The sequence below is a fragment of the Streptomyces sp. S063 genome (assembly GCF_002832675.1).
In the GTDB taxonomy this organism is placed as follows: Bacteria; Actinomycetota; Actinomycetes; order Streptomycetales; family Streptomycetaceae; genus Streptomyces; species Streptomyces sindenensis.
The window spans coordinates 2,038,754-2,056,977 of record NZ_CP021707.1; the positions used below are offsets into that span (position 1 = coordinate 2,038,754).

Genomic DNA, 18,224 nt, shown 5'->3' on the forward strand with positions numbered 1-18,224 from the left:
CTACTCCTTGCCGGGTACGGGGGTGGGGGCGGCGGACGCGGTGGTGGCGGGCCGGGAGGCGGCGGTTGCCCCTGGGGCGGCGGCTCCCGAGGCGGAACCGGCGGCCGGGACACCGGCGGACGGGCCGCTTCCGGCGCGGGAGAGGACGAGCAGCAGGGCCCAGGTGATGAGCAGGGAGAGCAGGGACACCGCGACCGACATCCGGGCCTCGGCGCCGGAGACGGAGACGATCCACACCGCGAACGGGCGGAAGCCCAGCAGCGAGGCGACGGTGTACTCGCCGAGCACCAGGGCCAGGGTGAGGAAGGAGGCCCCGGCGAGCGAGGAGCGCAGATTGGGCAGGATGACGCGGAGGATGACGTACAGCCGCCCGGCCCCGCAGTTCCGGGCCGCCTCCACCAGCGTCGGTACGTCGACCGCGCGGAGCCCCGCGTCCAGCGAGCGGTGCACGAACGGCAGCGCCAGCACGGTGTGGGCGAGGACCAGCACCACCGGGAACGACTCGTTCTGCACGGCGAGGAAGGTCTGATAGAGCGGGGTGCGGGAGAAGTGGTCGGGGCCCCAGCGCAGCACGGTGGCGATCCCGGTGACCAGCGCGATCGGCGGCACCACCAGCGGCAGCATGCAGACGATCTCGACGACCGCGCGCAGCCGGGGCGGCCCGAGCCGGACCGCGACCAGGGCGGGCACGACGAGCAGCAGGGCGAGCGCGATGGTGGCGGCGGCGAGGGAGAGCGAGAGGAAGAGGCTCTCGGTGAAGCCGTCGGCCGACAGGATCCCGCTGTACGCGGCGAAGGTGAGGCCCTGCCCCGGCACATGGACGGTGAAGACGAACGAGGAGATCAGCGGGGTGAGGAAGTACAGCCCGGCGACGGCGAGCACGGCGCCGCGCCAGTAGCGGGGCCGGCGCAGACGGGCTGCAACGGGCACGGCTCCCGGGGAGACAGGGGGCGTGGAGACAGGGGTCAGCGCAGCCATCGGGAACTCCGTCGCTGGAGGGGCAGGTAGACGGCCATCACCAGTCCGGCGATCACGATCATGTCGAGGCTCAGCGCCAGGGCCACGTTCTCCTGGCCGACCAGGACGTTGCCCGAGAGGGCGTCGGCGATCTTCAGCGTGACCAGCGGGACGGAGCCGCCGACCAGGGCGGCGGCCGTGGCGTGCGCGGCGAAGGCACTGCCGAAGAGCAGGACGAACCCGCCGAGCAGCGAGGGCGCGAGGACGGGCAGGCCGACGTGGCGCCAGAACTGCCGGGTGGAGGCCCCGGTGCTGAGCGCGGCCTCCCGCCACTGCGGGCGCAGCCCGTCAAGCGCGGGGACGACGACGAGGACCATCAGCGGGACGAGGAAGTAGAGGTAGATGACGGTGAGCCCGGTGAAGGAGTAGAGGTTCCAGCCGAGGGCGTCCAGATGCCCGAGCTCCGTGACGACCCCGGAGATGCCGAGGGTCGCGACGAAGGCGAAGGCGAGCGGGATCCCGCCGAAGTTGGCGAGCACCCCGGAGGCGGTGAGCACCGCGCCGCGCAGGGTGCCGCGCCGGGAGGTGACGACGGCCTGGGCGATGAGCACCCCGAGCACGGTGGCGAGGCCGGCGGTCAGCGCGGAGAGCTGGACGCTGCCGGTGAGCGAGGTGAGGTAGGGCCCCTGGAGCGAGCGCGAGAGGTGCTCGCCGGTGAACTCGGTGGTCCCGGCGACCGGATCGGTGCGGGTGAGCGCGCCGTACAGCAGGGCCCCGGCGGGCAGTCCGAAGCAGAGCCCGGCGAAGACGAACAGCGGGAGCGCGCCGAGCCAGACGCGGGACGGGCGGCGGCGGGCACGGCCGCCGCCCTGCGCGGTGGCCGCCCCGGGACCCGGGGCGGCGGACGGGTGCGGGACGGTCATCAGGAGACGGCCTTGTCCCAGTTCTCGGCGAGGGTGGCGTTGGCCTGGTCCAGCTCCTCGGAGGAGGGGAAGGACGGGGTGCCCTCGACCTTCGGCAGCTTGGCGACGAAGGTCTTGTCGGCGGTGCCTTCCTCGGTCATGGCGGGCAGCAGCACGGGGCGGGCGTACCCCTTGAGCCAGAGGTTCTGACCCTCGGCGCTGTAGAGGTACTCCATCCACAGGCGGGCGGCGGCCGGGTGCGGGGCGTCCTTGTTGATGGCCTGCGAGTAGAACTGGGCGTACACGCCGTCGGCCGGCACGGAGACCTTCCAGTCGACGCCCTTGCCCTTGAACTGGTCGGCGTACCCGGCGTTCAGGTAGTCCCAGTCGATGCTGATGGGCGTCTCGCCCTTCTCGACGGTGGCCGGGGTGGACTCGACGGGGATGAAGTTGCCGCTCTTCTTCAGCTTGCCGAAGAAGTCGATGCCGGGCTGGATGTCGCCGAACGAGCCCTTGTTGGCGAGCGAGGCCGCGTACACGCCGCCGAACGCGGAGCCGGACTTGGTCGGGTTGCCGTTGAGCGCGACCTTCCCCTTGTACTCGGGCTTCAGGAGATCGGCGAAGGTCTCGGGGCAGGTGGTGATGCGGGCGGCGTCGCAGCCGATGGAGACGTAGCCGCCGTAGTCGTTGTACCAGCGGCCGTCGGCGTCCTTCTGGCTGTCGGGGATCTGGCCCCAGGAGGCGACCTTGTACGGGGCGAAGAGGTTCTCGGCGGCGCCGCTGCGGGCGAAGGCGATGCCGAGGTCGAGGACGTCGGGGGCGCGCTTCTGGCCCTTGCGGGACTTGACCGCGGCTATCTCGTCGGAGCTGGAGGCGTCCGGGGTCTCGCTCTTGATCTTGACCTTGTACTTGGCCTGGAAGGCCTTGATGATCTCGCCGTAGTTCGCCCAGTCCGGCGGCAGGGCGATCACGTTCAGCTCGCCCTCCTTCTCGGCGGCGGCGACCAGCTTCTCCATCCCGCCGAAGTCGGCGACCGAGGTCGCCTCGGTCGACTTCACCCCGTTCACCCCGGTGGCGACCTTCTCCTCGGGCGCGGCGCCGCACGCGGTGAGCGCGGTGAGGGCGGCGGTGGAGAGGGCGAGAGCGGCAACGGCACGGCCGTTGGCGCGCGTACGGGGGCGGGGTCGGGCTCTGCGCACGGTGTGTCTCCCGGGAGCGAAGTGAGGGCCACTTGTTCATACAAGCTGGCATCAGTTCGCCCGGCCCAGGTGTCCGAGGAGTTAACGTCCGATGACCGGTGCCGCAAGAGCCGAGGAAGAGGAAAGCCGGTCATATCGGGGTTGTGGTAGATACGGAACCGTGCGCCGTGACGCTCTGAGGGGGCGTTAGAGTGAGTTTCCGGCCCGTGGCGCGAACACCTTGCTGTGCACAGCAAGGATGCACGTCAACGGATCGCACCACCGGATCGCACCACCGGACCACATCACCAGACCACATCAACGGATTCACCTCACGGATCACATCAGTCGACCGACGGGGGGCGCGTGGGCCGTTCACGCTACGAGGAGATCGCCGAGGCGCTGCGACAGGCGATCCGGAGCGGCGTCCACCCGCCGGGCTCCCGGCTGCCGTCCGAGAGCGACCTCGCCGCGCGGTGGGGGGCCTCGCGCGGCACGGTCCGCCAGGCGGTGGCGCTGCTGGCCTCCGAGGGCCTGATCGGCTCCCGGCAAGGGGCGCGGCGGGTGGTCCTGCGCCAGGAGCGCCGGCAGAGCTTCGGGCAGCTCAACAGCTTCGCGCAGTGGGCGCGGGCGATGGGCTGCGACGTCTCCAGCCGCATCCTGACCCGCACCACGCGCCCCGCGACCGACGAGGAGGCGGCCCGCCTGGACGCCGAGCCGGGCAGCGAGGTCCTGTACGTCCTGCGGCTGCGGCACCTGGACGGCGAGCCGGTGATGGTGGAGCGGACGGTCTACGCGGACTGGGTGGCCCCGGTGGTCCGGGCGCTGCCCGAGGACTGCGTCTCGATCATGGACAGCATCGCGGAGCGCGCGGACATCGTGGCGCACTACGGCGAGCACCTGATCGACGCGGTGGCGGCGGGCAGCGAGGACGCCCGGCTGCTGCGGGTGCGCCGGGCCAGCCCGCTGCTGCGCCAGCGCCATCTGACGTACACGGCGGCGGGCCGGGCCATCGAGTGGACGGACGACCGCTACCGGGCGGGCAGCGTCGTCTTCAACGTGATGAACAGCGCGGCGGCGGCGCCGTTGGAGCGGCGGGCGGGGCCGGGCGTAGCGGGGTGAGCCACCCCGTACCGCTTCAGCCGCCGGAGGTGTCCGACTCCGCGTCGGCGCTGACGCCCGAGCAGTCGTACGGGTCCTTGAGCCAGCCGTCCGGCAGGACGACCCGGTTGTTGCCGGAGGTCCGTCCGCGGGGGCCGTCGGCGCCGTCGGGCCAGGGCTGGTCGAGGTCCAGCTCGTGCAGCTGGCCGCCCAGCTCCTCCAGCGAGGAGGTGACGGCGAGCTTCTTGCGCATCTCGGAGCCGACCGCGAAGCCCTTGAGATACCAGGCGACGTGCTTGCGGAAGTCGATGACGCCCCGCGCCTCGTCGCCGATCCACTCCCCCAGCAGCGTCGCATGGCGCACCATGACGTCGGCGACCTCGCGCAGGGTGGGCGCGTGCCGTTCGCCGCGCCCCTCCATGGCACTGACCAGATCGGCGAAGAGCCAGGGCCGCCCGAGGCAGCCGCGCCCGACGACCACCCCGTCGCAGCCGGTCTCGCGCATCATCCGCAGGGCGTCGTCGGCGCACCAGATGTCGCCGTTGCCGAGGACGGGGATCTCCGGGACGTGCTCCTTGAGCCGGGCGATGGCGTCCCAGTCGGCGGTGCCGCCGTAGTGCTGGGCGGTGGTGCGCCCGTGCAGAGCGACGGCGGTCACCCCCTCCTCGACGGCGATGCGCCCGGCGTCGAGGAAGGTGAGGTGGTCGTCGTCGATGCCCTTGCGCATCTTGATCGTGACGGGGAGGTCGCCGGCGCCCGAGACGGCCTCCCGGAGGATGGCCCGCAGCAGGGGCCGCTTGTACGGAAGCGCGGAGCCGCCGCCCTTGCGGGTGACCTTGGGGACCGGGCAGCCGAAGTTCAGGTCGATGTGATCGGCGAGATTCTCGTCCACGATCATGCGGACGGCCTTGCCGACGGTGACCGGGTCCACTCCGTACAGCTGGATCGAGCGCGGGGTCTCGGTCACGTCGAAGTGGATGAGCTGCATGGTCTTCTCGTTGCGCTCGACCAGCGCCCGCGTGGTGATCATCTCGCTGACGAACAGCCCCTTGCCCCCGGAGAACTCCCGGCACAGCGTCCGGAACGGGGCGTTGGTGATGCCGGCCATCGGGGCCAGCACGACCGGCGGCTGCACGGTGTGCGGGCCGATACGGAGCTGCGGGAGGGCGGGGGCGAGCGTGGTCATTGCTCCATTGTCGCGTACGCCGGACGGGTGGCGGGCCGGACCGTGCCGGCGGGGCGGACCCCGGCATTCGACGGAAGGTGAAGCATCCGGGTTGCCTCGTTCCCGGATGACTCTTGTCACTTCCCAGCAGCCTTCTGCGCACCTCCCCCCGTGATGAGAAAGTTTCCGCGTCGCCGCCCTCCTGACCAGAGGCCCGGCGACGGAAAGCGCCCTGTGCGGAGCTACCGGGGCTTTCGGCAACGCCGCGAGGCGCCGTGCCGGGCGTCGCCCGCCCGCGCGGAATCGTTCAGACACCCCCTGGGCAGGGCACGACGGAGCGCGAGGTGCACATGGCCTACCTGTTCCTCTTCGGCTGTTTCCTCCTGCTGGTCGTCGTCAGCTCGCTGGCGGCCCGCTGCGGCTACCGGGGCAAGGTCTGCGACGGCGCCGTCGGGTACGAGGTCCCGGCCGCGGTGAAGGCGGACCCCGCACTGCGGAAGCGGGCGAACGACCTGGTGGCGTTCTGGTGCACCGGGGTCGCCGTCCTCGGGGCCGCGCCCCTGGTGCCCCTGGGCATCGTCATCCTGAGCGGCGGCGGCAGGGCGATCTCCACCTGGGGACTCGTGGCCTTCGCCGGGTACGCCCTGATCATCGGGATCGTCGGCGGCTACCCGTTCGAGAAGATCAAACAGCTGGGGGCCTCCTCCGCCGAGCGTTGAGAGCAGGAGAGGCGCCCCCGTGAGGGTCCGAGACGGCTTCCGCCCCGGACCCTCACGCGTACCCCCGTTCACCGGCCGCCCGATCGTTCACGGCGGTCTCGGAGTTGCGGAAGGGCTGGGCCGGAAGGCGGGCGTTGGGTCAGGATGGGCGCGTGCTCGATTACGACGACGAGGCCCGGCGCTACGACGCGACCCGCGGCGGTGAACCGAGGGCCCGGGCGGCGGCGGAGGCGGTGGAACGGCTTCTGCCTCAGGGGCCTTGTGTGGTCCTGGACATCGCTTGCGGCACGGGCATCGTGACCCGGAGGCTGTCGCGTCCGGAGCGCACGGTCGTGGGCGTCGACCGCTCGCCCGGGATGCTGGGCCTCGCGGCACGACGGCTGCCCGAAGGCGTCGTGCGCGGCGACGCCACCCGCCTGCCCTTCGCGGCGGACGCGGTCGATGCCGTCGTGATCGTCTGGCTGCTGCACCTGCTGGAGGACCCCCTGCCCGTGCTGGCCGAGGCGGCCAGGGTGCTGCGGCCCGGTGGGGTGCTGATCACCACCGTCGACAAGAACGACGCGTACTTCGCGGAGGACGGTGACGTCGCCCGGGCCACGGCGGACCTGCGTCGCCACTACGCACCCCGCGTGCCGGACCGGTCGTCCCTGGTACACCGCTGGGCGTCGGAACGAGGGCTGAGAACGGCGGGCCGCACGGCGTTCCCCGGCACCGGGCAGGGTCGCAGCCCCCGCGAGTGGCGCGAGGTGATCGAGGCAGGACTCATCCCCTGGTGCACGCGCGCGCCCCGGAACGAGGTGGCCGAGGTGTGCCGACGGCTCGCCGCGCTGCCGGAGCAGGACTCGGCCCGCCCGGACCCGCTGTACCGTCTGGTCGCCCTGCGGGCGTGACGGCCCGGCCCGAAGCCCCCCGAGGCGGCGGCTCGCCGGCCCGAGACCCCCGGGGCGGCACCTCAGAAGACGGACAGACCCGTGAGCGTGGTGAAGCGGTCGAGCGCCGCCACGCCCGCCACCGAGTTGCCGCGCCGGTCGAGCCCCGGGCTCCACACGCACAGGGTGCACTCCCCGGGGACGATGGCGATGATCCCGCCGCCGACGCCGCTCTTGCCCGGCAGCCCCACCCGGTAGGCGAACTCCCCGGCCGCGTCGTACGTACCGCAGGTGAGCATGACCGCGTTGACCTGCTTGGCCTGGCTGCGGGTCAGCAGCGCGGACCCGTCGGCCCGGACGCCGTGCCGGGCGAGGAACCCGGCCGAGAGGGCCAGGTCCGCACAGGACGCCTCGATGGAGCACTGCCGGAAGTAGGCGGAGAGCAGTTCGGGCACCGGGAGCGTGATGTTGCCGTAGGAGGCCATGAAGTGGGCCAGCGCGGCATTGCGGTCGCCGTGGGCCGCTTCGGACCCGGCGACCTCCGGTACGAAGTCGATGGCGGGGTTGCCGCTCTCCGTACGCAGCAGCTCCCGCACCTGCCCGGCGGCGTCCCCGGTCAGCGCCTGGAGCCGGTCGGTCACCACCAGGGCGCCCGCGTTGATGAACGGGTTGCGGGGGATCCCGTTCTCGTACTCCAGCTGCACCAGGGAGTTGAAGGGGTTGCCCGACGGCTCGCGGCCCACGCCCCGCCAGATCCGCTCACCGTCCAGGGAGAGCGCCAGGGCCAGGGCGAACACCTTGGAGATGGACTGCGTCGAGAACGGCTGCCGCCAGTCCCCGACCCCGTACACGGTCCCGTCCGGCTCGGCGACGGCCATGCCGAAGCGCCGGGGGTCGACGCCCGCGAGCATCGGAATGTAGTCGGCGGGGGCGCCGTGGTCGTCGCGGGCGGCCATCTCCTCGGCTATGCGGCTGATGACGGCGCTGAAGCGGTGCGCGCCGGTGCGCGGGGCGGCAGCACTGCCCGCCGGGACGGCGGCGGAGGGGTGGGACACGGCGATTCCTGAAGGGGAGCGGAGCGGGGCCCGGCGGCCGGGCGGGGCCGGGGAGAACGCCCACAGTCTGCCCGCCCATCGGAAGCAGCCCAAATGTCCCGTGTGCCTGGCCCCGCGCCCGTGCCCTGGCTCCTGGCCCCGCGGCCCGTACGGCTCGCGCCCCTGAGTTCCACGCCCCGCGAGCCGCACGGCTTACGCGCCGTACGGCTCGCCTTGGAGTTCAGTCCCCGTACAGCCCGCCTCAGGGGCTCGTCCGGAAGGCCCGGGCCCAGGGCTCACATGCTCGCGAAGACCGCACCCAGGACCATGCCGCCGACCAGTCCGACGGCGCTGACCACGATGGCGATCGTGGCGAGGCGCTCGTGCCGGACGGTCTTGGCGATGATGGCCATGATCAGCCCGCCCAGCGCGAAGACGATCGGCAGGAAGATGAACCCGATCACGCCCAGGACGATCGCGATGATGCTGAAGACGTTGCCGGAGGCACCGGCCTCGGGCGCGCCGTGGTGCTGCTGTCCGGTCGGCTGGTTCCCGTACTGCGTAGTCATCTCTCGCTCCTTCGGGTCAGTCGCTCCGAGATCCGGTCGCGAAGTGACCGGCCTGTCGTTCGGGTGCCCGCAAGTCCCTTGTCCACACGCCTGTTTGCCCTCGGGGTCGGTCCGACGCGGGCGCTGATAGCTTTCAGCGATGAGTGAGCGACGACCGCCGGGCGGCGAAGCAGGACGGCCTCCTCGCACCGATGGGCAACTGCCTTACGGCGGTGCGGAATTGTCGCCCCGCGAGATCGAGGCCCTCGACTCCCGGTGGGCGTCCTGCTGGACCCCGGACGAGGTGGCGCGGCGGCTGGCCGGCGTCCGGGCCCCGTGGTACGTGGCCGCGGGCTGGGCGCTGGACCTGTTCCGCGGCGGGCAGACCCGGGCGCACGGGGACATCGAGATCGCGGTCCCGGCCGGGCGGTTCCCCGAGGTGCGCCGCCGCTTCCCCGGGTACGTCTTCGACGCGGCGGGCAGCGGCCGGATCTGGGAGGACGCCGCGCCGGACGTGCTGGCCGCCGTGCATCAGACGTGGCTCCGCGATCCGGCCACTGGCGACTATCTGCTGGACGTGTTCCGCGAGCCGCACGACGGCGATACCTGGATCTGCCGACGCGACGAGAGCATCCGGCTTCCGTACGGCGAAATCGTCCACCACACCCGGGACGGCATTCCGTACCTGGCGCCCGAACTGGTCCTGCTGTTCAAGGCCAAGCACGCCCGCCCGAAGGATCAGGCGGACTTCGACGCAACGGTCCCGCACCTGAGCCCGAAGCAACTCGCTTGCCTGGCTGGGCTGTTGGGCCGCGTCCACCCGGGGCACCCCTGGTCGGCGGGCCTGTAGTCGGCACGCCGGCCAGGGGTGCCCCCTCCGCGTCAGCCCAGGATCTCGACGTACCCGTCCGTTCCGTGCACGCGGATGCGCTGTCCGTCCCGGATCAGCCGGGTGGCCCGGTCCACGCCGACGACGGCGGGCAGTCCGTACTCGCGGGCGATCACCGCACCATGGGTCATCAGGCCGCCCACCTCCGTCACCAGGCCCGCGACACCGACGAACAGCGGGGACCAGCTGGGGTCGGTGAAGCGCGTGACCAGGATGTCGCCCTCCTCCAGCTCGGCGTCGGCCAGGTCGAGAATGACGCGCGCCCGCCCCTCGACGCTCCCGGTGGAAACCGCGAGACCGGCAAGTGCGCCCGCCGGTACGTCGTCACGCCGGTACGAGCCGGTGACGGCATCGCCGTCCGAGGTCAGCACCCGGGGCGGGGTGAGCGTCTCGTACGAGCGGAACTCTTCCCTGCGCCGTGCGATCAGCCGGTCGTCGAGCCGGCGGGAGCGGACGACGTCCTCCAGCTCCTGGAAGGTGAGGCAGTAGACGTCCTCCGGCTCGGCGAGCACACCGTCCCGCACGAGCCGCCCCGCCTCCGCCAACAGGGCCTGCTTGTAGAGGAAATAGCGGCACACGATGCCGTACTTGGGGTACTCCCGGTATCCGGCGAACGCCCGTACCTGGTCGATCATCCGCTTGGTCTCGTCGGCCTTCCGCTCCCCGTCCGGCAGGGCCCGCAGCCGGGACAGCACGTCCCGCTCGGCCTGGAGCGCCTTCTGCCGCCCCTGCTCGAAGCGACGCTCGGCGGCGCCCGGCCCGAAGTTCCGGACGTTGTCGAGGATCGGCGGGACCAGTGTGGCGGGGCGCTCACTCCACCGGGGCCGCGTGATGTCGATCTCGCCGACGCAGCGCATGCCGTAGCGGCCGAGGTACGTCTCGATCGCTTCACGCGCACCGGTGCCGCCGGGCAGTTTCACGAGCTCGTCCAGGAAGTCGTCGTGCTGTACGTCTACGCCGTTCAGGAATGCCACGAGCTCAGGGTGGGGGCGGATCGCGTCGGCCACGTCGAGCAGGTCGAGCCCCATCTCGGACGTGATGTTGCCGGGGGCGGAGAGCGTGAGCGTGTCAGCCGCGTTCTTCTCGCCCAGCCACTCCCCCAGCTTGTCGTTCAGCCACCATGTGGCCTCCATCCCCGCCATGATCGCCTGGATGCTCAACGGGTCGCTGAGCACGCGCTTGTGCTCCTCGAAGGCCTCCGCCAGGAAGTCGAACAGCTCCGGGCCGCTCTTCGTCCGGATGTCGCGTTCGAGGGCGGCGAGGGACGTCTCGCTGCGTTCGACCAGCTCCGCGACGACGGCCGGATCGACCTCGGTCACCGAAGCCTCGGACGGGCTGCCCGCCGGAGGGCCGACGGGGTCCGCGTCCGGAACCGGCGGAGCGAACCCGTCCCGCTCCAGCACCGTTTCCAGAGCGTCCCTGACCAGCGGGTCGCCCTTGCCCAGGATGTCCAGAAGAGCGGCGCGGGACGCGGGCGAGGCGAGCCGCGGGGTGACGTCGACGAACAGCCGCCCGCCGGCCTCGTGCATCGGCACCATGGCGGTGCGCTGCCACATGGACCAGCCCAGCGGTTTCATGGCGTCGGTCATCATCTGCTGGTGGCCGACGGAGACGTAGACGCTCCGGGCCCGGCCGCCCTCCGCAACCTCCGAAACGGGGACGGGGACGGGGACGGGGAACAGCGTCGTGATCGGCCGGCTCTGCACGATCCGGAAACCGTCGTCGGTCAGGCACCACTCGATGTCCTGCGGACACCCGAAGCGGGCCTCGATCCGCCGCCCGAGCCGTACCAGCTCCACCACCTGCGCATCGGTCAGCGCCGGTCGCTCCCGCTGCTGCGGTGCGACCGCCACCTCCCGCGTACCGCCGCCCGGCAGGGCGTGAACGGCACGCTCCTTGACGGCGATCGTCCGGGCGACGACCTCGCCGTCCCGCACGGCGAAGACGTCCGGGTTCACCAGCCCGGAGACCAGCGCCTCACCGAGCCCGAACCCCGCGTCCACGGTGGCGGTCCGGCGGTTGCCCGTGACGGGGTCGGCGGTGAACAGGACCCCGGACGCGTCCGGGAAGACCATGCGCTGGACGACCACGGCCATGTGGACCGTACGGTCGTCGATGCCGTTGCGCCGCCGGTAGGTCACCGCGCGTTCGGTGAACAGCGAGGCCCAGCACCGGCTGACGTGCCGGAGGACCGCCGCCGGCCCCACGACGTTCAGGTACGTGTCCTGCTGCCCGGCGAACGAGGCCGTCGGGAGATCCTCCGCCGTGGCGCTGGACCGTACGGCGTACGCGGCCCCATCACCGGACCGGGCGACCGCCCCGGTGATCCCGTCCGCGAGGTCGTCGGGGATCACCGCCTCTTCGACGGCCCGCCGGACCTCCGCGCTGAGCTCCCGCACCGCCTGCCGGTCGTCCGGGTCGGCGCCCGCCAGCCGGTCGAGCAGCGCGCCGACTTCCGGAGCCCGCGCCCCGACCCGCCGGAAGGCGTCCGTCGTCACGCAGAAACCGTCCGGCACCCGGACTCCGTCGATCCGGGAGAGGGCGCCGAGATGGGCCGCCTTCCCGCCGACGAGCCCGGCCTGATCCTCGTCGACCTCGCCGAGACCGAGCACGTACGGCCCGCTCACGCCGTTGACCTCTTCGTGTCCCTCGTCGAACCTCTTGTCGCGCACGTCGTCATTCCAGGTGTCTTCCGCAGGCTGTGGCATAGGCGGACATTCTGCGCCCGGTCCGGGGCCTTGCGGCAAGACCCCCTGTGCGCTATAAGTTGAGAGTGGCGAGGAGAGGTGTCTCCTCGCCTTTGTGCTGCGTACGGCAGCCCCGGGGTTCAGCGGGGCGCCCCGCTGGGCGGCTGTCCTCCCGGACCTCCCCCGCTCCCGCCTCCCGGGCCTCTTTCCGAGCCTCCTCCCGGAGCGTTGCCTCCGGGCTCGGTGCTGGTGTCGATGGGGACGGTGAGGGTCGCCGTATAGCCGGCTTTCGGGGATCCGGTGGTGGCGGCGAGCTGGTGGACACCGCCGTCGTCGCCGAAGACGTTGTCGGTCTTGAGGGTGAGCTGGGCGAGGTTGTCGACAGAGGCCTCGTAACCGGCCGTGGCGAAGACGGTGTCGCAGGCCTTCTTGGGCAGCGCCAGTTGCGAGGTCGACAGCCGTTTGTCGTAGTCGGTGACCGAGTCGAGGTCGGGGTACACCTCGAAGTGCACATGCGGCCAGCGCCCCGGGTAGCAGGCGGGGAAGACGCTGACGAACGTCACCCGGCCCCGGCCGTCCGCCACTTGTACGCCGCGCAGATAGTTCTCTCCCTCGACCCCTTCGGAGTACAGGGAGTACTTGCCGTCCCGGTCGCACTGCCAGGCGTAGACGGCCGCGCCGGCCATCGGCTCGCCGCCCTTGACGATGTCCAGCACGGTGAGTTCGAAGGTGAGGGGGATTCCCCGGGCCGTCGCACCGGCGTCTCCGAAGCTGGACCGGATGTCCCGGCGGACGATGCCGTCCTCGTCCAGGACGTTGACTCCGTTCGTTCCGTCCGCGGGGTAGGGGCCGTTGGTCTCGTCGGGGATCTCCGTCAGCGAGGAGGCCGTCGACGCGGAGGAGGAAGAGGAGGCGGAGGCAGAGATGCGGCTCGCGGGCGTGGCGCCCGAGCCGCACGCCGCCAGGGCGGCCATACCGCCGGCCCCGCCCAGGAAGCCCAGGAACCTCCTGCGCGCGTACAGGGTGCCGAGGTCGAACCCCAGGCCCTGGTCGACGACCTCTTCCACCGGATGCGGCAGCAGACGCCCTTCATAGGCGGGACCTTCGGGCGTCATGCCGGGTTTCGGCTTACTCATCGCGTGCGTGCCTTCCGTCAGCGGGGCCGGACAGCGGGGTGCGTCGTCCCCGCTGTCCACCATCGCCGCCGAAGCCGTGTCCGGCCTCGGCACGGGCTGTGAGCCCGCTGAGAAGGCTCTCGGATCAGGCGGGTGCGTAGTCGGCGAGCGAAGACTCCAGCAGGCCGAAGGCGGTGAGGGAGGAACACCTTGCGGATCACCGCGTCCACCGCCTCGCTCACCGTCGACGACATCGCCGCGTCCCAGCGGTTCTTCACCACGCACCTCGGCTACACCGGGCAGGCGGCTGCCGAGGGGTTCGCCTCCCTGACGCGCGACGACGCAGCCGTGGACATCGTCCTGCTGGCACGGGGCACCGAAGTGCTGCCGTCCGGCCAGCGCGATCAGCGCGCCTCGGACCTGATGCTCACCTTCACGACCACCGGCCTGGAGGCCGAGGAGAAGCGGCTGCGTTCCGAAGGCGTGGAGGTCGCCTTGCCGCTGCGCGAGGAGCCCCGGGGCGAACGCCTCTTCCAGGTCACCGCCCCCAAGGGCGTGATCGTTCAGGTCGTCGAGTGGGTCACGCCGTCCGCCCCCGAGGAGACCTGAGCGCTGCCGCCGTGACGCGTACGAAGTCCTCCGGGTTGTCCAGCATGATGTTGTGGCCGCAGTCCGGGACGGGGACGACGGACACCCCGGCCCGGGCGAGCGCCTCGGCGCCCGGGAGCGGCCCGTCCGCCTCGGGCAGCAGGTAGGTGCGGGGAATCCTCAGCTCCACCAGCAGCTCCCGCATGGTGGGAACGGTCCCCGGACGAGATGGACAGCCGTACGGTGCAGGGCCTCGCGGCCGGTGAGGCGCATGGTGGACCACCAGCCGGGGCCCACCCGGTCCCGGACCTCTTCCCAGCCACCGGCCAGGAACTCCTCCTCCCCGTACGCGGCGATGCCGCTGCTGCCGCCCGCCCCGGGGACGGGCGTGATCGGATCGAGGTTGGCGTCGACCAGGACCAGCCGGCAGAGCGGACCGCACCGGCCCCTCCCGGCAGGATGCCCTTGCTCCCGCCCCACGGCGGAGGCCCCACGGAGGCGGGCCAACGGGCGGCGGGCCTCTCCAGCCGCGGCTTTGGACAGGAACCTGGAGGACGCGAGGAGCGCATTGAAGCGACCGGTCTGCTTCGCCGGCCGGGCCACATGTCGTCCTCCGAACGGAAGCAGCAGACCCCACAGGCCCGCGACGGCCCGATCACTCCGTGACGGGCAGGCACTCCGCGAGAAGGGCGACGACGTCACGCCAGGCTCGCTGTGCGTGCCGCGAGTGGTAGCCGACGCCCGGGCGCACGGCGTGGTCGACCGGTGGGTGGTGAAAGGCGTGCAGGGCTCCCCCGTACACCACGAGCCGCCAGTCGATGCCCGCGGCCTCCATCTCGGCGGTGAACGCGTCCCGTTGGGCGGGCGGCATGATGGGGTCTTCCGACCCCACCCCGGCCCACACCGGACAGCGAAGGCGTGCCGCCTCGCCCGGTCGACCGGTGGTCAGTGCGTTGACCGTCCCGATCACGCGCAGGTCGACGCCGTCACGGCCGAGCTCCAGGGCGACCGCGCCCCCGGTGCCGTAGCCGATGGCGGCGGTCCGGTCAGGGTCGGCCCGTGGTTCGGCGTGCAACACGTCGAGCGCGGCGTGCCCGATTCCGCGCAGCCGTTCGGGGTCGGCGAGCAGAGGCATGCAGCGGGACACCATGTCGTCCGGGTCCGCCAGATAGCGCCCGCCGTGGAGGTCGAAGGCGAGCGCCACGTACCCCAGCTCGGCCAGAGCCTCGGCCCGTCCGCGCTCGACGTCGCTGAGCCCCACCCCCTCCGGCCCGATCAGAACAGCGGGCCGGCGCCCGGCACCGGCCGGAAGCGCGAGGTGTCCGACCATCGTCAGGTTGTCGGCCGGGTACTCGACCGTGCGGGTGGTGATCGTCGTCATGCAGCTCGACGGTAACGACTGCCGCGCCCGCTCGGCGCGATATTCGCCGCTGGCAGAGCAGCCCGGTGGTCAACGGATACTGGGGTGCGCACAGGCACGGGAGAGTGCCGGAGTCACGCCGTGACCTTGAACGTGCTCACCCTCGGCGAGCAGTCGAGCATCCTCACCCCGCCCGCCGAGGTCTGCGCCGTATTCAACCCGCCCGGCCGACACCACCCTGTTCGGCACCGAGACGGGCACTACCTCAGCGTGATGCACAAGCACACCGTTCGACATCGCCGATTCCGCGGATAGGTCCGTCTGCGGAACTGAGCAGGTCAGGCGCCGACGGGTTACCGCTTCTCTGAAAGATCGGGGGTAATTTCGATTCTGTGCATATGGGTATTGCCGGCTTCGAGCCGACCTTCCTCGTCGGGCTCGAAGCCGTCCGCGAGAACCACGGACCACGGTTGGCGGCGCTTGGTGGGCGGCGCCTGACCGGGTACGCGCTCGTGCGCTTCGTCGAGGACGGGGAGTGGTTCGCCGATTGCCCGTTGGTGTTGGACTATGAGGGCGTCCGGGTCGAGATCTGCCACTGGAAGTTCGATGAGCTGTCGATCAGCTGGAACACCCTCGACACCACAGCCGTGATCACCGGATGGCAGGAGTCCGAGTTCACGCCGGCGTGGTCCAGCGCCGATGAACGGTTCGAACCGTTCATCGGCCGGAAACTCCGCGAGGTTTCGCTGCTTGAGTGGCGCCCGTCGGGCCAGGACCTGGCCGACGGCACCATCGCTGTCGAGTTCGCCTTCGACGCGGGTCGGTTCTGCATCTCCAACGGCCTCGACGAGAACAGCATCGAAGTGGGGGACCCCCACCCGGATTTTGTGCGGCATCGGCTGGGCTCATGAAGGCCGGCTGATCGCGTTGGCTTCCGGATCCTGGGCGTCGGCTCTGCTCCGCCGGGCTTCAGGTGCTGGGCCATCAGATTCCCAGGGCCCGCGCCGCCGCCTCCAGGCGCCGCCCCCGGCGGCGCAGCGAGGCCAGGTGGAAGAGGAGCAGCCCCATCATGGCGAAGTCGCAGAGGGCCCACCCGTACGCGCCGTCGACGACAAAGATCACCCCGGCCACGCCCCAGAGCAACGCGCCACCGCCCAGCAACCACGGGGCCCCTCGGTGGGAGGGGGAGGTCGGCCCTCGACGCATGCGCTGGACCATGTCGACCGCTGCCACGCGCTCGGCCGGATCGCTCGGCACCTCGCCCCGCTGGAGGCCGCGGCCCACCCGCAGACAGCTGCTCGCGCTGATCCCGAACCGCGCCGCACGCCGCCGGTTCCACTGCCAGGCGCCACCAGCACCGCCCGCGGCGAGCAGAACCGCGGAGCCGGCGACGAACAGCCCGCGCGGAACGTCCACGGATTCCGCGCCGGAAGCCGCTCCGGCCAGGAAGCCCGCCACCCCGGCCGCCAGGACAACGGCGAGGACGGCTCCCAGCACGCGCAGACGCTCCCTGCCTCCCTCCGCACCCGTACCCGCACCGGCGGCAGCACCAGCCGAAGGAGCCATGTCCCCTCCCCACCGCCCGTACCGAGTTCCACGCGGGGCTCCTCAGACCTCTTGGGGGTGGCCGCCGTCGCCCTCGACGACGAGCCGGTCCGTGCCGGGCTCCTCCGCTCCCTCGACGACCGTCACGTCGACGGTGCCGTCGCCGGTGGTGTCGAACTGATAGAGATCCGCTCTGCCGTCGCCGGTCGTGTCCGTCATCCACACATCCGGCTTGCCGTCGCCGTTGGTGTCCGCGCTGAGGAGGAGGTGGTCCTCCTCGCCCTGGGTCAAAGCCGCCTCATCCGTACCCGCATCGATGTCCGTGTTGGTGTCCATCGCAGCCGGTTGCCCCCGGGCAACGGTTCAAAACCGCTCGGGGCCATGCCTCCGGCCGGTACTTCGGCCGAGCTCAGGGGGGGGAGGGAAGGGTGGAGCCGTGCGCGGGCCCAGGACCGGCCCGACGCGCGCGGCCTACTTCTTGTGCCACTCGGCAACCGGCAGACCATCGGGGACCTTGAGCTCGAACGCGCCGCCGATGGCCGTGTCCAGAGCGGAAGCCGGGTCGTTTCCGGCGCCGAAGGCACTGATCGCCAGCAGTTCTTTGAGCTGTGCCCCGGTGCCGCGGAACGCCTTGGCCCCCTGCATCGCCGCCCGCGCCCCGTCCGCGTCCATCGGCTTGTTCATCCTCTCCAGCAGGTCCGGGGAGACCCAGCACTCCGGGATCCGGTCGAGGTCCCACTCGGCGTACCAGTGCGTGTTGTTGAGCCAATTGCGCGGGGGAACCTGACCGTCCACAGCCACCAGGTAGAAGGTGAACTTGATGTTGCCGAGAGAGCGCCAGTCCGCGACGTTGGTGTGCTCGCTCGCCCTGCCCGCGGCCGCGTTGTCGTAGGTCGACGCGATCTCCTGGAAACCCGGGGGCGTATGCGGGTCGCTGCCGGTGTAGTGGCGGATCGTCCACCGCTTGGCCATCAGCGGCGCCGCCATCTTCCGGCGCACGGCCTTGACCTTCTGCAGTTGCTCGGAGGCGTCCTTGATGCTCCCGAGCATGTCGAAGTCGGCCTGTCCCTCGCCGGCCGGGAACTGCTGGGACGTCATGTACTGCATGAGTTCCCAGGCGTCGTCCTCCGAGTGCCCCGACTTCTTGAGCGCGGCGACGATCTGCTCGGGCGTCTTCGCCTCGCGCAGTTCCTCGTCCGCGGTCCGCTGGATGTGCACGGCTCCGGAGCCCGTACCGGCCGTGGGCGCGGCCTCGTGCTGGGGCTCTCCGTGCGCCTCCTGCCGCTCCCGGGCGATGGCGCGCGCGACGGCCGTGTTGCCCGCCGCCCGTGGGAGGTGGTGGTGCGGTCCTGCGAAGGTCTCGGTGCCCTCGAAACCCGCCGACCGCCCCTGCGGGCGCCGCTGCTCGGCCTCTTCCTTCTCGCTGCTGTGTGCGCGCACGGGCACTCATCCCTGGTCGTGGACTACACCTCGGACCACAGCGTGCAGCGAAATGTCAGTCCGGTGGAAGGGACAGGGGGGCAGACCGCGGGTAGCGCGAGTGCCCTCGGAGTCGTGGTCCGTGCCC

General features: G+C 71.6%; 18 protein-coding genes and 1 pseudogene. 6 read left to right on the plus strand and 13 right to left on the minus strand.

Annotation, left to right across the window (positions count from 1 at the left end):
- The 3 genes from CCZ36_RS09270 to CCZ36_RS09280 are packed head-to-tail and all read right to left on the minus strand — an operon-like array spanning position 1 to position 3,058.
- Positions 1-978 carry an ABC transporter permease gene (locus CCZ36_RS09270; protein WP_128817438.1) on the minus strand — a complete coding sequence of 326 codons (978 nt, stop codon included), beginning with the start codon at positions 976-978 and terminating at the stop codon, positions 1-3.
- On the minus strand, positions 966-1,880 hold the full coding sequence (locus CCZ36_RS09275; RefSeq protein ID WP_128817439.1) for an ABC transporter permease: 915 nt from the start codon (positions 1,878-1,880) through the stop codon (positions 966-968). The genes CCZ36_RS09270 and CCZ36_RS09275 overlap by 13 nt, the downstream gene beginning before the upstream one ends.
- Complete coding sequence (locus tag CCZ36_RS09280; protein WP_069736596.1) at positions 1,880-3,058, minus strand: ABC transporter substrate-binding protein; 1,179 nt, start codon at positions 3,056-3,058, stop codon at positions 1,880-1,882. Before CCZ36_RS09280 ends, CCZ36_RS09275 begins: the two co-directional genes overlap by 1 nt.
- 345 nt (positions 3,059-3,403) lie before the next feature.
- Here CCZ36_RS09280 and CCZ36_RS09285 point away from each other — a divergent pair, with 345 nt between their 5' ends.
- Positions 3,404-4,159, plus strand: coding sequence for a GntR family transcriptional regulator (locus tag CCZ36_RS09285; protein WP_069736595.1), 756 nt, complete (start codon positions 3,404-3,406; stop codon positions 4,157-4,159).
- Between the two features lie 16 nt (positions 4,160-4,175).
- On the opposite strand, the gene dusB is transcribed toward CCZ36_RS09285, so the two are convergent.
- Positions 4,176-5,324, minus strand: coding sequence for a tRNA dihydrouridine synthase DusB (gene dusB, locus CCZ36_RS09290; RefSeq protein WP_069736594.1), 1,149 nt, complete (start codon positions 5,322-5,324; stop codon positions 4,176-4,178).
- A gap of 329 nt (positions 5,325-5,653) precedes the next feature.
- Between dusB and CCZ36_RS09295 the strand changes: the two genes are divergently transcribed.
- Positions 5,654-6,022 carry a hypothetical protein gene (locus CCZ36_RS09295; protein WP_069736593.1) on the plus strand — a complete coding sequence of 123 codons (369 nt, stop codon included), beginning with the start codon at positions 5,654-5,656 and terminating at the stop codon, positions 6,020-6,022.
- Positions 6,023-6,174: 152 nt separating this feature from the next.
- Complete coding sequence (locus CCZ36_RS09300; protein WP_069736592.1) at positions 6,175-6,912, plus strand: class I SAM-dependent methyltransferase; 738 nt, start codon at positions 6,175-6,177, stop codon at positions 6,910-6,912.
- A 62-nt stretch (positions 6,913-6,974) separates the two neighbouring features.
- Here CCZ36_RS09300 and CCZ36_RS09305 read toward each other — a convergent pair whose 3' ends face one another.
- Both CCZ36_RS09305 and CCZ36_RS09310 read right to left on the minus strand, forming a co-directional pair.
- Positions 6,975-7,946, minus strand: coding sequence for a glutaminase (locus CCZ36_RS09305; RefSeq protein WP_069736591.1), 972 nt, complete (start codon positions 7,944-7,946; stop codon positions 6,975-6,977).
- 275 nt (positions 7,947-8,221) lie between these two features.
- Positions 8,222-8,494: a hypothetical protein gene (locus tag CCZ36_RS09310; protein WP_069736590.1), complete on the minus strand. Its 273-nt coding sequence runs from the start codon at positions 8,492-8,494 to the stop codon at positions 8,222-8,224.
- A 139-nt stretch (positions 8,495-8,633) separates the two neighbouring features.
- Here CCZ36_RS09310 and CCZ36_RS09315 point away from each other — a divergent pair, with 139 nt between their 5' ends.
- Entirely contained in the window at positions 8,634-9,323 is a 690-nt protein-coding gene (locus tag CCZ36_RS09315) for a nucleotidyltransferase domain-containing protein (RefSeq protein WP_128817440.1), read from the plus strand.
- Positions 9,324-9,355: 32 nt separating this feature from the next.
- Here CCZ36_RS09315 and rph read toward each other — a convergent pair whose 3' ends face one another.
- Both rph and CCZ36_RS09325 read right to left on the minus strand, forming a co-directional pair.
- Positions 9,356-12,034, minus strand: a complete 2,679-nt coding sequence (gene rph / locus CCZ36_RS09320) for a rifamycin-inactivating phosphotransferase (protein ID WP_443069797.1) — start codon at positions 12,032-12,034, stop codon at positions 9,356-9,358.
- A 155-nt stretch (positions 12,035-12,189) separates the two neighbouring features.
- Positions 12,190-13,164, minus strand: a complete 975-nt coding sequence (locus tag CCZ36_RS09325; protein WP_069736587.1) for a dioxygenase family protein — start codon at positions 13,162-13,164, stop codon at positions 12,190-12,192.
- A 210-nt stretch (positions 13,165-13,374) separates the two neighbouring features.
- Here CCZ36_RS09325 and CCZ36_RS09330 point away from each other — a divergent pair, with 210 nt between their 5' ends.
- Positions 13,375-13,773: a VOC family protein gene (locus CCZ36_RS09330; protein ID WP_128817441.1), complete on the plus strand. Its 399-nt coding sequence runs from the start codon at positions 13,375-13,377 to the stop codon at positions 13,771-13,773.
- Here the strand turns inward: CCZ36_RS09330 and CCZ36_RS09335 are convergent.
- Together CCZ36_RS09335 and CCZ36_RS09340 are read right to left on the minus strand one after the other, a co-directional pair.
- A pseudogene (locus CCZ36_RS09335) lies at positions 13,745-14,178 on the minus strand (alpha/beta fold hydrolase); the annotation flags it as partial. The gene CCZ36_RS09330 and the pseudogene CCZ36_RS09335 sit on opposite strands and share 29 nt — an antisense overlap.
- Positions 14,179-14,407: 229 nt before the next feature.
- Complete coding sequence (locus CCZ36_RS09340) at positions 14,408-15,133, minus strand: dienelactone hydrolase family protein (protein ID WP_128817442.1); 726 nt, start codon at positions 15,131-15,133, stop codon at positions 14,408-14,410.
- A gap of 377 nt (positions 15,134-15,510) precedes the next feature.
- Here CCZ36_RS09340 and CCZ36_RS09345 point away from each other — a divergent pair, with 377 nt between their 5' ends.
- Complete coding sequence (locus CCZ36_RS09345) at positions 15,511-16,023, plus strand: hypothetical protein (protein ID WP_128817443.1); 513 nt, start codon at positions 15,511-15,513, stop codon at positions 16,021-16,023.
- Between the two features lie 73 nt (positions 16,024-16,096).
- On the opposite strand, the gene CCZ36_RS09350 is transcribed toward CCZ36_RS09345, so the two are convergent.
- The 3 genes from CCZ36_RS09350 to CCZ36_RS09360 form a co-directional block, all read right to left on the minus strand.
- The gene (locus CCZ36_RS09350; protein ID WP_237302616.1) at positions 16,097-16,678 is read right to left on the minus strand and encodes a hypothetical protein; all 582 of its coding nucleotides are present in this window, start codon (positions 16,676-16,678) and stop codon (positions 16,097-16,099) included.
- A 42-nt stretch (positions 16,679-16,720) separates the two neighbouring features.
- The gene (locus CCZ36_RS09355) at positions 16,721-16,993 is read right to left on the minus strand and encodes a hypothetical protein (protein WP_069736579.1); all 273 of its coding nucleotides are present in this window, start codon (positions 16,991-16,993) and stop codon (positions 16,721-16,723) included.
- A 135-nt stretch (positions 16,994-17,128) separates the two neighbouring features.
- Entirely contained in the window at positions 17,129-18,097 is a 969-nt protein-coding gene (locus CCZ36_RS09360; protein ID WP_128817444.1) for a hypothetical protein, read from the minus strand.
- Positions 18,098-18,224 lie beyond the last annotated feature (127 nt).

Coding starts and splice junctions, on each gene's coding strand:
- CCZ36_RS09270 (WP_128817438.1), bottom strand. CDS start 978: ATGGCTGCGCTGACCCCTGTCTCCACGCCCCCTGTCTCCCCGGGAGCC.
- CCZ36_RS09275 (WP_128817439.1), bottom strand. CDS start 1,880: ATGACCGTCCCGCACCCGTCCGCCGCCCCGGGTCCCGGGGCGGCCACC.
- dusB (WP_069736594.1), bottom strand. CDS start 5,324: ATGACCACGCTCGCCCCCGCCCTCCCGCAGCTCCGTATCGGCCCGCAC.
- CCZ36_RS09295 (WP_069736593.1), top strand. CDS start 5,654: ATGGCCTACCTGTTCCTCTTCGGCTGTTTCCTCCTGCTGGTCGTCGTC.
- CCZ36_RS09310 (WP_069736590.1), bottom strand. CDS start 8,494: ATGACTACGCAGTACGGGAACCAGCCGACCGGACAGCAGCACCACGGC.
- CCZ36_RS09315 (WP_128817440.1), top strand. CDS start 8,634: ATGAGTGAGCGACGACCGCCGGGCGGCGAAGCAGGACGGCCTCCTCGC.
- CCZ36_RS09325 (WP_069736587.1), bottom strand. CDS start 13,164: ATGACGCCCGAAGGTCCCGCCTATGAAGGGCGTCTGCTGCCGCATCCG.
- CCZ36_RS09340 (WP_128817442.1), bottom strand. CDS start 15,133: ATGACGACGATCACCACCCGCACGGTCGAGTACCCGGCCGACAACCTG.
- CCZ36_RS09345 (WP_128817443.1), top strand. CDS start 15,511: ATGGGTATTGCCGGCTTCGAGCCGACCTTCCTCGTCGGGCTCGAAGCC.
- CCZ36_RS09350 (WP_237302616.1), bottom strand. CDS start 16,678: ATGGCTCCTTCGGCTGGTGCTGCCGCCGGTGCGGGTACGGGTGCGGAG.
- CCZ36_RS09355 (WP_069736579.1), bottom strand. CDS start 16,993: ATGGACACCAACACGGACATCGATGCGGGTACGGATGAGGCGGCTTTG.